This is a genomic window from Mariniflexile maritimum (assembly GCF_009746565.1).
GTDB classification, from domain to species: Bacteria; Bacteroidota; Bacteroidia; order Flavobacteriales; family Flavobacteriaceae; genus Mariniflexile; species Mariniflexile maritimum.
Genome location: NZ_WRPN01000013.1, coordinates 54,645 through 68,218 on the forward strand (window position 1 = coordinate 54,645; position 13,574 = coordinate 68,218).

14 protein-coding genes are annotated in these 13,574 nt (G+C 37.9%); 8 read left to right on the forward strand and 6 right to left on the reverse strand.

Annotated features, from left to right (window positions below; all coding sequences use genetic code 11):
- The first annotated feature begins 42 nt into the window (after nucleotides 1–42).
- The 3 genes from GQO80_RS14250 to secA all read left to right on the forward strand — a co-directional run bounded on the left by GQO80_RS14250 (nucleotide 43) and on the right by secA (nucleotide 4,729).
- Nucleotides 43–615 carry a cob(I)yrinic acid a,c-diamide adenosyltransferase gene (locus GQO80_RS14250; RefSeq protein ID WP_157209041.1) on the forward strand — a complete coding sequence of 191 codons (573 nt, stop codon included), beginning with the start codon at nucleotides 43–45 and terminating at the stop codon, nucleotides 613–615.
- Between the two features lie 385 nt (nucleotides 616–1,000).
- Nucleotides 1,001–1,222 (forward strand): DUF2795 domain-containing protein, encoded by a 222-nt coding sequence (locus GQO80_RS14255; protein ID WP_044638512.1) that lies wholly within the window; start codon nucleotides 1,001–1,003, stop codon nucleotides 1,220–1,222.
- A gap of 153 nt (nucleotides 1,223–1,375) precedes the next feature.
- Entirely contained in the window at nucleotides 1,376–4,729 is a 3,354-nt protein-coding gene (secA, locus tag GQO80_RS14260; RefSeq protein ID WP_157209042.1) for a preprotein translocase subunit SecA, read from the forward strand.
- A 111-nt stretch (nucleotides 4,730–4,840) separates the two neighbouring features.
- Here secA and GQO80_RS14265 read toward each other — a convergent pair whose 3' ends face one another.
- Nucleotides 4,841–5,080 carry a hypothetical protein gene (locus GQO80_RS14265; RefSeq protein WP_157209043.1) on the reverse strand — a complete coding sequence of 80 codons (240 nt, stop codon included), beginning with the start codon at nucleotides 5,078–5,080 and terminating at the stop codon, nucleotides 4,841–4,843.
- Between the two features lie 424 nt (nucleotides 5,081–5,504).
- On the opposite strand from GQO80_RS14265, the gene dndC reads away from it, so the two are divergent.
- The 4 genes from dndC to GQO80_RS14280 all read left to right on the forward strand — a co-directional run bounded on the left by dndC (nucleotide 5,505) and on the right by GQO80_RS14280 (nucleotide 9,238).
- On the forward strand, nucleotides 5,505–6,500 hold the full coding sequence (gene dndC / locus GQO80_RS14270; protein WP_232333199.1) for a DNA phosphorothioation system sulfurtransferase DndC: 996 nt from the start codon (nucleotides 5,505–5,507) through the stop codon (nucleotides 6,498–6,500).
- Between the two features lie 138 nt (nucleotides 6,501–6,638).
- Complete coding sequence (locus GQO80_RS15930) at nucleotides 6,639–6,770, forward strand: hypothetical protein (protein ID WP_262885579.1); 132 nt, start codon at nucleotides 6,639–6,641, stop codon at nucleotides 6,768–6,770.
- A 54-nt stretch (nucleotides 6,771–6,824) separates the two neighbouring features.
- Nucleotides 6,825–7,787, forward strand: a complete 963-nt coding sequence (locus tag GQO80_RS14275; RefSeq protein WP_157209044.1) for an HNH endonuclease — start codon at nucleotides 6,825–6,827, stop codon at nucleotides 7,785–7,787.
- A gap of 194 nt (nucleotides 7,788–7,981) precedes the next feature.
- Nucleotides 7,982–9,238: an ATP-binding protein gene (locus GQO80_RS14280; protein WP_232333200.1), complete on the forward strand. Its 1,257-nt coding sequence runs from the start codon at nucleotides 7,982–7,984 to the stop codon at nucleotides 9,236–9,238.
- Between the two features lie 20 nt (nucleotides 9,239–9,258).
- Here the strand turns inward: GQO80_RS14280 and rimO are convergent, their stop codons facing one another.
- Complete coding sequence (rimO, locus tag GQO80_RS14285; protein ID WP_157209045.1) at nucleotides 9,259–10,560, reverse strand: 30S ribosomal protein S12 methylthiotransferase RimO; 1,302 nt, start codon at nucleotides 10,558–10,560, stop codon at nucleotides 9,259–9,261.
- Between the two features lie 178 nt (nucleotides 10,561–10,738).
- Here rimO and GQO80_RS14290 point away from each other — a divergent pair, with 178 nt between their 5' ends.
- Nucleotides 10,739–11,809: a serine hydrolase domain-containing protein gene (locus tag GQO80_RS14290; RefSeq protein ID WP_157209046.1), complete on the forward strand. Its 1,071-nt coding sequence runs from the start codon at nucleotides 10,739–10,741 to the stop codon at nucleotides 11,807–11,809.
- A 20-nt stretch (nucleotides 11,810–11,829) separates the two neighbouring features.
- On the opposite strand, the gene ftsY is transcribed toward GQO80_RS14290, so the two are convergent.
- The 4 genes from ftsY to rpmB all read right to left on the reverse strand — a co-directional run bounded on the left by ftsY (nucleotide 11,830) and on the right by rpmB (nucleotide 13,560).
- A complete protein-coding gene (ftsY, locus tag GQO80_RS14295; RefSeq protein ID WP_157209047.1) occupies nucleotides 11,830–12,783 on the reverse strand; it encodes a signal recognition particle-docking protein FtsY in 954 nt (317 codons plus the stop codon).
- Nucleotides 12,784–12,956: 173 nt separating this feature from the next.
- Nucleotides 12,957–13,109, reverse strand: a complete 153-nt coding sequence (locus GQO80_RS14300; protein ID WP_157209048.1) for a DUF4295 domain-containing protein — start codon at nucleotides 13,107–13,109, stop codon at nucleotides 12,957–12,959.
- A gap of 6 nt (nucleotides 13,110–13,115) precedes the next feature.
- Nucleotides 13,116–13,298, reverse strand: a complete 183-nt coding sequence (gene rpmG, locus GQO80_RS14305; RefSeq protein ID WP_157209049.1) for a 50S ribosomal protein L33 — start codon at nucleotides 13,296–13,298, stop codon at nucleotides 13,116–13,118.
- A 25-nt stretch (nucleotides 13,299–13,323) separates the two neighbouring features.
- Nucleotides 13,324–13,560 (reverse strand): 50S ribosomal protein L28, encoded by a 237-nt coding sequence (rpmB, locus tag GQO80_RS14310; RefSeq protein ID WP_111309066.1) that lies wholly within the window; start codon nucleotides 13,558–13,560, stop codon nucleotides 13,324–13,326.
- Nucleotides 13,561–13,574: the final 14 nt, after the last annotated feature.

Sequence of the window (13,574 nt, forward strand, 5' to 3'; positions counted from 1 at the left end):
AAAACTTTTAACTTTTAATATTTTACTTCTAACTTTGAAGTTATGAAAATCTACACCAAAACAGGCGATAAAGGCACCACCGCATTATTTGGCGGCACCCGCGTACCAAAGCACCACATCCGTATTGAAAGCTACGGTACCGTTGATGAATTGAACTCCTATTTAGGCTTAATTCGCGACCAAGATATAAATCAGCATTACAAAGATATACTCATACGTGTTCAAGACCGACTTTTTACGGTGGGCGCTATTTTGGCGACCCCGCCCGATAAAGCCATTTTAAAAAACGGGAAAGAACGGTTGAATATTCCTAAAATATCTGATGAAGATATTGAGCGATTGGAGCATGAAATAGATGCAATGAACGAATCATTACCACCCATGACGCATTTTGTGCTGCCGGGTGGACACCAAACGGTGTCATTCTGTCATATTGCGCGTTGTGTTTGCCGAAGAGCCGAACGTTTAGCCACGGCACTTAACGATGTGGAACCCATTGATCCGCATACCATCATGTACTTAAATCGCCTATCTGACTATTTGTTTGTATTGGCACGAAAATTGACTTTTGACTTGCAAGCACCTGAAGTGAAGTGGATTCCGGAGAAGCAGTGAAGTTGGAAGTGCGACGTTTAAAAAGAAGTATTAATAGTGTATCGTCATTAAGAGGTACGAAGCAATCTCATGAATCGGAATTATTAATTAACAGATTGCTTCGTTGTACCTCCTACCATTGACGTGAATTTGAATGTTTATTGTGATTTGCGTTAGGGATTGTAGTGGAAATCCTTTTTTGCCATTAAAAGCAAAAAAGATTGCAACGTAAAGCCCGACCTCCCGATAGCTATCGGGATGGTAACGCCATAAATTAAAACACTAGCTATCAGTTAATTAAACAATAAAAACATACGTTCCTAAAAATAATAATTAAATAATTCATTTTTTCCTTGTGTGTTTGAACTAAAAAATTATTTTTGCACAAAATTTAAACGCATATAACATGTATTGGACTTTAGAATTAGCATCGTATTTAAGCGATGCGCCGTGGCCAGCAACAAAGGACGAGCTAATAGATTACGCCATTAGAACCGGTGCGCCTTTGGAAGTTGTTGAAAATTTACAGTCTATTGAAGACGAAGGTGATGCCTACGACTCCATTGACGAAATTTGGTCTGATTATCCAACAGATGAAGATTACCTTTGGAATGAGGATGAATACTAATAAAGCATAAAGAAAAGTTAAAAAGTCTCGGTTTGAGACTTTTTTTTTTCTCTAATCTTAATAAAACATATTACAAAATGTATCTTTGAATGCTTTTTTTAAAAGAAGCACCAAAAAAAGAACCACACAACCAGTGTAACAAAATAGAAACCCATGAGTTTTATAAATTCTGTACTAAAAGTATTTGTTGGCGACAAATCAAAACAAGATGTAAAGGCCATCACCCCTATCCTAAATAAAATCAAAACCTTTGAAGCGGCCATTGGGGCGTTATCCCACGATGAACTTCGCGCTAAAACGGCGCAGTTTAAAACCCTCATTGCGGAAGCCATAAAGCCCATAAACGACCAAATAGATGGCCTGCTCGTAGAAGCTGAAAACACCGAAGATATTGACCGACGAGAAGATATTTACCAAGCCATTGATAAGTTAAAGGATGATGCCTACAAGATTACCGAAGACGTTCTGAACAACATTCTGCCCGAAGCCTTTGCCGTAATAAAGGAAACGGCCAAACGGTTTAAGGACAATACCACCCTTACCGTAACCGCAAGCGCGTTTGACAGGGAACTATCGGGCAACAACGATTATGTTACCCTGGATGATGATAAGGCCATCTGGTCCAACTCCTGGGATGCCGCGGGAAAAGCCATTACCTGGGACATGGTACATTACGACGTGCAACTTATTGGCGGTATTGCCCTGCACCAAGGCAAAATAGCCGAAATGCAAACAGGTGAGGGTAAAACCTTAGTGGCCACACTACCCATGTACCTCAACGCCCTTTCGGGAAATGGGGTCCATTTGGTAACGGTAAACGATTATTTGGCAAAAAGGGATAGCGCGTGGATGGCGCCAATATTCCAATTCCACGGGTTAACGGTCGATTGTATAGACCACCACCAACCCAATAGCGAAGCCCGAAAAAAAGCCTATAACGCCGATATAACCTACGGAACAAACAACGAGTTTGGTTTCGATTACCTGCGCGATAACATGGCACACTCGCCCAACGATTTGGTACAACGCCCGCACCACTACGCGATTGTAGATGAGGTAGATTCGGTGCTAGTGGATGATGCCCGTACCCCCCTAATTATTTCGGGCCCCATTCCGCAAGGCGAACGCCATGAGTTTAACGAGCTAAAACCGAAGGTTGATGATATTGTTGCGGTACAGCGCAAGTATTTAACCGGTGTTTTGGCTGAAGCTAAAAAATTAATTGCAGCTGGCGATACCAAAGAAGGCGGGTTCCAATTGCTCCGCGTGTATCGTGGTATGCCCAAAAACAAAGCCCTTATTAAATTTTTAAGTGAGGAAGGCGTAAAGCAATTGCTTCAAAAAACCGAAAACTATTACATGCAGGACAACAACCGCGAAATGCCAAAGGTGGATGCCGAACTGTATTATGTGATTGAAGAAAAGAACAATCAAATTGAGCTTTCCGATAAAGGCGTGGAATACTTATCCGGAAAAGACGATCCCAACTTTTTCATCATGCCGGAAATTGGTGTTGAAATCGCCAAAATTGAAAGCCAACAGTTACCTTTAGCCGAAGAAGCAAAGTTAAAAGAAGAATTATATAAAGATTTTGGAGTAAAATCAGAGCGTATCCACACCCTTAACCAATTATTAAAGGCCTACGCATTATTTGAAAAAGACATTCAATATGTGGTTATCGACAACAAAGTAATGATTGTTGATGAGCAAACCGGCCGTATCATGGATGGCCGCCGCTATTCCGATGGTTTGCACCAAGCCATTGAAGCCAAAGAAAACGTAAAAATTGAAGATGCCACCCAAACCTTTGCAACCATCACCCTACAAAATTACTTTAGGATGTACCGCAAACTATCGGGCATGACGGGTACAGCGGTAACCGAAGCGGGCGAGTTTTGGGAAATCTATAAATTGGATGTGGTTGAAATTCCTACCAACCGCCCCATTGTGCGCGATGACAGGGAGGATTTGGTATATAAAACAAAACGCGAAAAGTACAATGCCGTTATCGATGAAGTTACCAAACTTTCATTAGCAGGTCGCCCTGTTTTGATAGGCACCACTTCGGTAGAAATAAGCGAATTGCTTGCAAAAATGCTTACCATCCGCAAAATTCCGCACAACGTTTTAAATGCAAAACTGCACAAAAAAGAAGCCGACATTGTTGCCGAAGCGGGCCAACCCGGGCAAGTAACCATTGCTACCAATATGGCGGGTCGTGGTACCGATATTAAATTAACCGATGCCGTAAAAAAAGCCGGTGGTTTAGCCATTGTAGGTACCGAGCGCCACGATTCGCGCCGTGTGGATAGGCAGTTGCGCGGTCGTGCCGGTCGCCAGGGCGACCCCGGAAGCTCGCAATTTTATGTGTCGTTGGAAGATAACCTCATGCGTTTATTTGGTAGCGAGCGCATCGCTAAAATGATGGATCGCATGGGCTTGAAGGAAGGCGAAGTGATCCAACATTCCATGATCTCAAAATCTATTGAACGTGCCCAGAAAAAAGTAGAGGAAAACAACTTTGGGGTTCGTAAGCGTTTGTTGGAATATGACGATGTAATGAACGCCCAACGCGAAGTGGTTTACAAACGTCGCCACCATGCCTTATTTGGCGAGCGTTTGCGCGTGGATTTGGCAAACATGATTTTTGATACCGCAGAAGGCCTTGTTGAAACCAATAAAACAGCAAGCGATTATAAAAACTTCGAATTTGAACTGATTCGGTATTTCTCGATGAGTTCGCCCGTTTCGGATGCTGAATTCGCAAAACTATCGGCTCCAGAAATCACTTCCAAAATTTACAAGGCCGCTTTTGAATATTACAAAGACAAAATGGCGCGTAATGCCGATTTAGCTTTTCCCGTTATTAAAAACGTGTATGAAACCCAACGCGATAAATTTAAACGCATTGTGGTACCGTTTACCGATGGCATTAAAACCCTAAACGTGGTAACCGACCTGGAAAAAGCCTACGAAACCAACGGAAAACAATTGATTACCGATTTTGAAAAGAACATCACCCTGGCCATTATCGACGACGCTTGGAAAACCCATTTACGCAAAATGGACGAGCTAAAACAATCGGTGCAATTGGCAGTGCACGAGCAAAAAGACCCGCTGCTTATCTATAAATTTGAGGCCTTTGAATTGTTTAAAGCGATGATAGACGAGGTAAACAAAGATGTGATTTCCTTCTTGTTTAAGGGCGAATTACCGCATGAAACGCAAAACACCATTCAAGAAGCGAGAGAACGCAAACAGGAAAAATTAAACATCCAAAAAGACGAAATCCCTAATTTGGATGAGCGTTCGGCACAAAGTCGTTCAGCAGGACAAACCCAGCAGCAGCACCAAGTAACGGAAACCATTGTGCGCGACAGGCCCAAAATTGGCCGTAACGACCAAGTAACCATCAAACACGTGATTACCGCCGAGAGCAAAACCCTCAAATACAAACAAGCCGAACCTTTATTGGCCAAAGGCGATTGGGTGTTGGTTGAAAACTAACAAATGATTGCGAATCCCGATAGACGGGAAGAAATGCCATAAAACAAAATCCCGGTAGCTTATATATCGGGATTTCTTATTTGTTTAAGCCTTACGTCACACTTCGGCGCTTTACTTAATAATGACTTCCGTTTTCTTGTCGCCTTTTTTGCTCGAAAATTCCACACCGTCTTTATCCACACTTAGGGAAGTGCCGTCCGGTTCCTTTTCCTTCTCTTTTTCAATAATCACTGTTTTCTCCTTTTCAACAGGTTTTTCAATAATGACCGTTTCCGTTTTGGGCTTTTCCTCACGGCAGCTTACTACTGATAAAACGGCAACACTAGCCAATATAAAAACTAATTTTTTCATGGTGCATGGTTTTTAAGTTATACATTGGCAAGATAGTAAAGTTGCAACCCGCTATATTACAGCAATTTTGCTTTGTTTTATAGAATTGCCATTTGGGAGTAGATGTTTGTTGTTTTTACTTCGGCTAAACAAAAGGTATTAGCTTTGTGAAAATTCAATTCACACTTATAAATTCAAAAATCCTGATAATAGATGTAGGTTTTTTTTGTTTTTAGGTGTTTGATTTGTGGGATTAATATCTTGATTACAATTGCAACTCAAAAACAAGTTATATTAAATAAAACTAAAAAACATCAATGCATAAATCAGATCACCTAAATTGAATTCAAATTTTTAGTCTCATAAAAATTATAACAAATTAAGAATAAAACAGTTAAACTTTTGAATGAAAACAGAATAAAATAAGTATTTTAGTGCCAAAATTATGGCGAAATTTATACAAAATATAGTTAACGAAATTATAGACCAATATGCTTATGCCGATGAAACAAATCGTCCGTGGATTATTGGTTTTAGCGGTGGAAAAGATTCAACAGTGATGCTTCAACTTATATGGAAAGCTATTTCTCAAATAAAAGAGTTGACAGGTATTATAAAACGTGATATTTATGTAGTTTGTAACGACACTATGGTTGAAAACCCAGTTATTACAGAATACGTGTATCGGGTACTCGATAAAATTGAACAAGCAGCGGTTGAACAAGACATCCCCATAAAAGTAATAAAAACAATACCCAGGTTAGAAGATTCGTTTTGGGTTAATCTTATTGGACGTGGCTATCCTGCTCCTAACAACGCTTTTAGATGGTGTACGGAACGACTTAAAATCAAACCTACTTCTAGGTTTTTAATAGAGCAAATAGACGAATTTGGTGAAGCCGTTATCTTAATTGGCACCAGAACCGCGGAAAGCGCCCAACGTGCTAAGTCCATGAAAAAACACGCTATTAAGGGAAAGCGTTTAACAAAGCATCCAACACAGCCAAACACCTATATGTACGCCCCTATTCGTAGTTTGAGTTTAGAGGAAGTTTGGTATGTTATTAATACGATGGAATCGCCATGGGGTTCGGATAATGCAGAACTTTTTCAAATATATTCAGATGCAAGTGCAGACGACTACGAATGCCCAACAGTTGTAACAAACAAGGAGCATAAATCTTGTGGGCAAAGTCGTTTTGGGTGCTGGGTGTGTACCGTTGTGAAAGAAGATAAATCAATGTCTGCATTGATTGATAACGGATTAACTTGGTTAACACCCTTATTGAAATTTAGAAATCAATTGGCGGCTGAAAGAAATATTATCGAACACCGAATGCCCGAACGCAGAAATGGAACAGCAGCCATTAACGGTATGGGACCATATTATCCTTGGTATAGGGCAAAAGTGTTAGAAAGGCTTTTTGAAACTCAAAAATAGATTCAAAAAGAAAAACCGCACGTTGAACTGATAACAAACCAAGAATTAGTTGCCATTCAAACTATATGGTATAGAGATTATATTTTTAACCAAAAAGTTTCAGAATTATACCGAAAAGCATATAAAATCAATTTGGATATGAAAGACCAAAACGAAAAACACGAAAAAGAATTAGAGTTATTGAAAAAATCGTGTGAGGACAACCCCAACGATTTTCACTTAATTCAAGAATTGTTAACGCTCCAAAAAAAAAAAATCGCTTTTGAATAAAAAAAGAGGTCTGAAAGAGGATATGATGAAAAGGTTAGAATTTGCTTTAAATTAATGGTTAAAAATTTAGCATATTATGTTTATTGCTTCACCCATTTAAAAAGAGATAACAAAAATGGTGGAGCACCACACAAACCAATACTTTTATTGAGTTTGATAAATCTATTCAATAAGGGTATTTACAACAATCAAGAAATTTTAATAACGGCAGAATTAGTTTCCTCTTTCAAAACTAATTGGAATAAATTAGTTTTCACCAATCATCATCCAATTTTTTCTTTACCATTTTATCATATGAATTCAGAGCCTTTTTGGAAGTTGATTCCAAATTTAGGTTGCGAAAAATGGATTGAATCTAAAAGCTCAATGAGAAGCTTTGGTAATTTAACTACTGCTGTAAAAACAGCATTAATTGATAAAGAACTTTCAATAATTTTATTAAAACCTGAAAACAGGGATATTTTAAAAATCGCAATTTTAGATAGATATTTCCCTGAATCTAAATCAAATTATGGCTCAAATGGTAATGACGAATTGCCTTCAGTTATGATTCTTCACGAAAGTTCAGAAGAATACAAAAGAAAAATAATTGAACTCAAAAACAGTTTAGATGAAAACGCATTTCAGGAAGAAATATTTATAAGAAGTGGTATTTTTAAAAGAGAAATACCCAAAATATATGATAACACTTGTTGCATATCAGGAATGAGGATTGATGCAACTGCAAATATTTCAATGATTGATGCTTGTCATATTGTTCCTTTTGCCGAAGCTTATGATGATACTTTAACAAATGGAATTGCTTTAAGTCCTAATTTACACCGTGCATTTGATAGAGGTTTAATTTCAATTTCAGACGATTATAGAGTTTTGATTAAAAAGAATTTTGTCGAAAATAGTAATTCAGTTTTCAACTTAACACAATTTGAAAATCAAAAAATTATACTGCCAAAACACGAAACCTATTTTCCTTCACTAGAAAATTTTCATTATCATAGAAATAGGTTTAATTTCTAACAGTATCATTGCGTGAGGGATAGAAGTGGAAAGCCCGCAGCGAGGAACGAGCGAGGACTTGTAACGTATAGCCCGACCCTTTAGGGACACGCCAAAATATTAAAAATTAGTAGAAAAAAACTTTTTTTTGCAGACGCTCCAATGAAAACATTCCAAAATATGTAAAACTCCATATTGACCACGGATTGGAATTAATGGACAATTTGTTTAGCAACAACAACAATTACACGTTTTTCGATTTCTTGATTGAGCATTTGGACAAAGGAATTTCAATGCTTGATACAGTTACGGTAAGCCTAGATGCTGTAAAAAACAATAGCCAAAATATTGAAAAAACATTTTTTAAAGAACCAATTAAAATCAATGTTGGCAAAAACACTTCAACTCATGAAGATATTTTACTTGGCTTTAACAATACCAATGTTTACAATAATTGCCATATTGCAGTTGCCGGTAGTTCGGGAACAGGAAAAACGCAATTTGCTTTAGAGTTGCTCAATCAAATAAGCAGTGCGTCTAATCATCATGTGAGTTTTATTTATCTTGATTTTAAAGGTTTAAAAGATGAGGACTTAAAATATTTTCAACCATTTTTTGATAAAACAAAAGCCTCATTTATTGATGCTCCAAATACGCCATTTCCAGTAAATCCACTCTCATTTATTGATAGCATTAATGAAGTAAACAAACAAATGGGCGTTGACAAATTTGTTGATATTATCTGTAAATACTCCAACATTGGTATCAAACAAAGAGGCACATTACGTGATGCAACTTTGGAAGCATTCATGAGTAAAAAACCGGGCGAATACCCAAGTTTTCCTGAAATAAACGAAAAACTATTGGAAATTGTTGGAGATAAACGGGATACGCTAACGGAAATTATTGACGAGTTAAGTCGTTATAACATTTTTAAGGAACCAAAAAGTGGAGCAAATTTTTTAAACCAAAACATCTATTTGTCATTATCGGGCGATTTATCAAATTCCGTTCGCTTTACCTCTTTGTTTCTTATCATCAATTACATCTACAACACTTTTATGAATATGGATAGCACACCAACAGAAAACGGTTATAGAGGTATGCGCTATGTATTATTGATTGATGAAGCACACGTGATTTTCAAAGAAAAGAAATATCAAGATATATTAGAAAAAATCCTTCGTGAAATTCGTTCAAAAGGCGTTTCCGTAATGATGCTTTCCCAAGGTATTGACGAATTTAACCAATCGAATTTTGATTTTTCGAGTATGTGTGAAATGTCATTTCTTTTGGATGTTAAAGATAAAACAAATACAAAAGCCATCAATAAATTTCTTGGGCTTAGCGACAAGGATGGCCTTAAAGTGGCTAGAAGTCTTGAAAAAATCCAAAAAGGTCAAGCTATTTCCAATATTAAGGAATTTACAAAAGGTGAGTTGTTTGAGTTGAAACAGTTTTATGCGGGTTGATGGGTAAAATTACTAACCCATCAAACCACCTCCCCAAACAAATCAAAATCGGCGGCATCGATAATTTTTACGGTGGTAAATTCGCCCGTTTTTAAATAGGTTTTGCTGGCATCTATCAAAACTTCATTATCAACATCTGGTGAATCAAATTCGGTGCGGCCCACAAAATAGTTGCCTTCTTTTCTATCGATAACCACTTTAAAGGTCTGCCCTATTTTAGCTTGGTTCAGTTCCCACGAAATTTGCGATTGCAGTTCCATAATGGCGTTGGCGCGTTGCTGTTTCACTTCTTCCGGCACATCGTCTTCTAAATTATAAGCATGGGTATTTTCCTCGTGCGAATAGGTAAAACAGCCCAAACGTTCAAAACGCATGGCTTTAACCCATGATTTCAATAGCTGGAAATCGGCTTCCGTTTCACCGGGGTAGCCCATAATAAGCGTGGTTCTAAGGGTGATATTGGGTACGGCGGCCCTAAAATCGTTTATCAATTGCGTGGTTTTTTCCTTGGTGGTACCGCGACGCATACTTTTAAGAATGTCATCCGATATATGTTGCAACGGAATATCCAAATAATTACAGATTTTTGGTTCGCGGTTCATCACTTCCAAAACATCCATAGGAAAGCCCGTTGGGAAGGCGTAATGCAAACGGATCCATTCGATACCTTCCACCTTCACCAAAGCTTCCAAGAGTTCGGCCAGGTTTCGTTTTTTGTAAATATCGAGACCGTAATAGGTTAAATCCTGGGCAATTAAAATGAGTTCCTTAACACCTTTGGCGGCCAATTTTTCGGCTTCAATAACCAGCTCGTTTATGGGGGTGCTTTTGTGTTTGCCACGCATGATGGGAATGGCACAAAAACTACAGGGGCGGTCGCAGCCTTCGGCAATTTTTAAATATGCGTAATTTTTTGGTGTGGTGGTTAAACGCTCGCCAATCAGTTCGTGCTTGTAATCGGCGCCCAATGCCTTTAAAAGTGCAGGCAATTCGGTAGTGCCAAAATATTGATCGACATTCGGTATTTCCTTCAATAATTCGGGCTTATAACGTTCACTTAAACAACCGGTTACGAACACTTTATCAACCTCGCCTTCTTCCTTTTTCTGCATAAATTCCAAAATGGTATTGATGCTTTCTTCCTTGGCGTTATTAATAAATCCGCAGGTATTGATCACCACAATATTCCCTTCTTCTTCATGTACAACCGCTTTTCCACTGGCTTTTAATTGCCCCATTAGTATTTCGCTATCGTAAACATTTTTGCTGCAACCAAGGGTTACTACGTTGATTTTGTTCTTTTTAAGTGATTTCGTTCTCATTCCAAAATTTAAGTGTGCAAAGATACAGAATGATTAACGATTTTTGATTAATGATTGTTGATTTATCAATTATTGCTTCAGTATAATTTAAGTTTTTAACTTTTGTAAATTCAACTTTTTTATTTTATTAATTAAACCTTTTCTATATTTGAAAGTCCTACTCTTAAAAACCTACTTTATGAAACCTACCATTCTTTTTCTATTTATGGCAGCCCTGTTATTGCTTGGTTGCTCGAAAGACGAACCTGTTGAACAGGATGCGCTTTACTTTCCTCCCATAAATTCAAATATATGGGAAACGAAATCGCTAGCCGAATTGGGCTGGAATACCAATGCAGAACAACCTTTGTATGCTTTTTTAGAGGCAAATGCTACCGATGCGTTTATTATTTTAAAAAATGGCAGAATGGTTGTTGAAAAATATTTTGGAACATATAATGAGTCGAAGGTACATACATGGAATTCGGCAGCCAAAACCTTAACAGCATTTACCGTTGGTATTGCCCAAGAGGAAGGCCTATTGAACATCAACAACCCATCATCAAATTATTTGGGCGAAGGTTGGTCGTCATTAACCCCACAACAAGAAGCCAAAATTACGGTTTGGAACCATTTAACCATGACAACTGGACTGGATTATAACGTACCCCAAAATTTTTGTACGGATAAAACATGTTTAATCTATAAAAATGAACCAAGTACTTATTGGTATTACCACCAAGCCGCTTATACGCTACTAGACAACATAGTTACTGGAGCTGTTAAACAAGACTTTAAAGATTATTTTAACACAAAAATTAGGGATAAAATTGGGATGACAGGAACTTGGGTTAAAACCGGTTACTTAAATCTGTATTTTAGCAATGCCAGAAGTATGGCCCGTTTTGGATTGTTAAACTTGAATAAAGGCGTTTGGGATAAAACAACAGTACTTGCCGATAAAAATTATTTTAACGCTATGACCACAACCTCCCAGGATTTAAACAAATCTTATGGGTATTTGTATTGGTTGAATGGAAAAAGCAACTATAAAATACCGGGGTCGGAAACCTTATATTCTGGCAAACTAATTCCAAATGCGCCTGATGACTTGATTGCCGGACTCGGAGCGTTTGACCAAAAACTGTACATAGTACCTAGCAAAGGGTTGGTAATAGTGCGCATGGGCGACAGTGGCGATGAAGATGAACTAGGCCCAACCGAATTTGATAATAATCTATGGAAAAAGATTAACGACTTGATAGATTAAGGAAAACTTAGGCAGGAATGTTACTTAAAAAACGAATCGACAAACTCAAATTTGTTAAACACCTGCAAATCTTCAATGCCTTCGCCAACACCAATATATTTTACGGGAATTTTAAATTGGTCGGAAATACCAATGACCACGCCCCCTTTGGCGGTGCCATCCAGTTTGGTAACTGCCAAAGCGCTTACCTCGGTGGCTGCGGTAAACTGTTTGGCTTGTTCAAAGGCGTTTTGACCCGTCGAGCCATCTAAAACCAAAAGCACATCGTTGGGTGTGTCATCAACCACTTTTTGCATCACGCGTTTTACCTTGGTAAGCTCGTTCATTAAATTCACTTTATTGTGCAAACGACCAGCGGTATCGATAATAACCACATCGGCATTTTGTGTTACGGCACTCTTTAGGGTATCGAACGCCACAGAGGCCGGATCGCTGCCCATAGATTGTTTTACAAGCGGCACGCCAACCCGATCTGCCCATACTTGAAGTTGGTCGATAGCGGCGGCCCTAAACGTATCGGCAGCCCCTAATACCACATGGTACCCTTGCTTTTTAAATTGATATGCCAACTTTCCAATGGTGGTGGTTTTTCCAACGCCGTTAACGCCAACCACCATGATAACATAAGGTTTTATATTCTCTGGAATGGTAAATTCGGAATCGTTACCCGAATTGGTCTCACTTAACAAGCCTGCTATTTCTTCACGAAGGATGGTGTTAAGTTCATCGGTACCTAAATATTTATCTTTGGAAACACGGGCTTCAATACGCTCAATAATCTTTAGGGTGGTGTTCACGCCCACATCGCTGGACACCAAAATTTCCTCAAGGCTATCTAAAACGGCATCATCGACTTTCGATTTTCCGGCAACGGCTTTACTTAATTTTCCAAAAAATGTGGTTTTAGATTTTTCTAAGCCTTTATCTAAGGTTTCCTTTTTTTCGGATGAAAATATTTTTTTGAAAAAACTCATTGGGTTGTATGTTGTAGAGTTGTATGTTGTTAAGTTGTTAAGTTGTATGTTGTTAAGTTGAATTTTGCTAAACCACTTTACAACAAACGCCTAAACTAATTAAAACAAATATAAACATAAAAAAGCTGCTTCCCATAAAGAAAGCAGCTTTGTATATTTTTAATGAATGGGTATTACTTTTTGTTGAAAAATTCGTCTGCTAATTCAGGAACCATGATAGACTCCACAAACATATAAGCACCAGTTTTTGGTGACTTTACCATTTTAATCGCTTTAGTTAATCTTTTTGAAGATGTTTGTAACGATGCTACTGTTTTCTTTGCCATGACCTATTATTTTATCTCTTTATGAACTGTCATACGTTTAAGGATGGGATTGAATTTTTTAATCTCCATTCTATCAGGCGTATTTTTTTTGTTTTTCTTAGTAACGTAACGTGAAGTTCCTGGCATGCCAGACTCCTTGTGCTCGGTGCACTCTAAAATTACTTGTATTCTATTACCTTTCTTTGCCATTTCTTTTACGTGTTAAATACAGCTATTATTTTAAAAATCCTTTAGATTTCGCATCCTTAATTGCTGCGGTAATACCTATTTTGTTGATAGTTTTTAAAGCAGAAGTAGAAACTTTTAAAGTTATCCAGCTGTCTTCTTCTGGAATGTAAAAACGTTTCTTTACTAAGTTCGCGTTAAATTTGCGTTTAGTTTTATTCATTGCATGAGACACGTTGTTTCCAACCATGGCCTTCTTACCTGTAAGTTCACAAACTCTTGACATTATTTATAACTTTA

Excerpts from the sequence above, each read along its gene's own strand:
- rpmB (WP_111309066.1), bottom strand. The coding sequence starts at position 13,560 with ATGTCAAGAGTTTGTGAACTTACAGGTAAGAAGGCCATGGTTGGAAAC.
- GQO80_RS14275 (WP_157209044.1), top strand. The coding sequence starts at position 6,825 with ATGGTTAAAAATTTAGCATATTATGTTTATTGCTTCACCCATTTAAAA.
- rpmG (WP_157209049.1), bottom strand. The coding sequence starts at position 13,298 with ATGGCAAAGAAAGGTAATAGAATACAAGTAATTTTAGAGTGCACCGAG.
- rimO (WP_157209045.1), bottom strand. The coding sequence starts at position 10,560 with ATGAGAACGAAATCACTTAAAAAGAACAAAATCAACGTAGTAACCCTT.
- GQO80_RS14300 (WP_157209048.1), bottom strand. The coding sequence starts at position 13,109 with ATGGCAAAGAAAACAGTAGCATCGTTACAAACATCTTCAAAAAGATTA.
- GQO80_RS14255 (WP_044638512.1), top strand. The coding sequence starts at position 1,001 with ATGTATTGGACTTTAGAATTAGCATCGTATTTAAGCGATGCGCCGTGG.
- GQO80_RS14280 (WP_232333200.1), top strand. The coding sequence starts at position 7,982 with ATGGACAATTTGTTTAGCAACAACAACAATTACACGTTTTTCGATTTC.
- GQO80_RS14250 (WP_157209041.1), top strand. The coding sequence starts at position 43 with ATGAAAATCTACACCAAAACAGGCGATAAAGGCACCACCGCATTATTT.
- ftsY (WP_157209047.1), bottom strand. The coding sequence starts at position 12,783 with ATGAGTTTTTTCAAAAAAATATTTTCATCCGAAAAAAAGGAAACCTTA.
- GQO80_RS14265 (WP_157209043.1), bottom strand. The coding sequence starts at position 5,080 with ATGAAAAAATTAGTTTTTATATTGGCTAGTGTTGCCGTTTTATCAGTA.
- secA (WP_157209042.1), top strand. The coding sequence starts at position 1,376 with ATGAGTTTTATAAATTCTGTACTAAAAGTATTTGTTGGCGACAAATCA.
- dndC (WP_232333199.1), top strand. The coding sequence starts at position 5,505 with ATGGCGAAATTTATACAAAATATAGTTAACGAAATTATAGACCAATAT.
- GQO80_RS15930 (WP_262885579.1), top strand. The coding sequence starts at position 6,639 with ATGAAAGACCAAAACGAAAAACACGAAAAAGAATTAGAGTTATTGAAA.
- GQO80_RS14290 (WP_157209046.1), top strand. The coding sequence starts at position 10,739 with ATGAAACCTACCATTCTTTTTCTATTTATGGCAGCCCTGTTATTGCTT.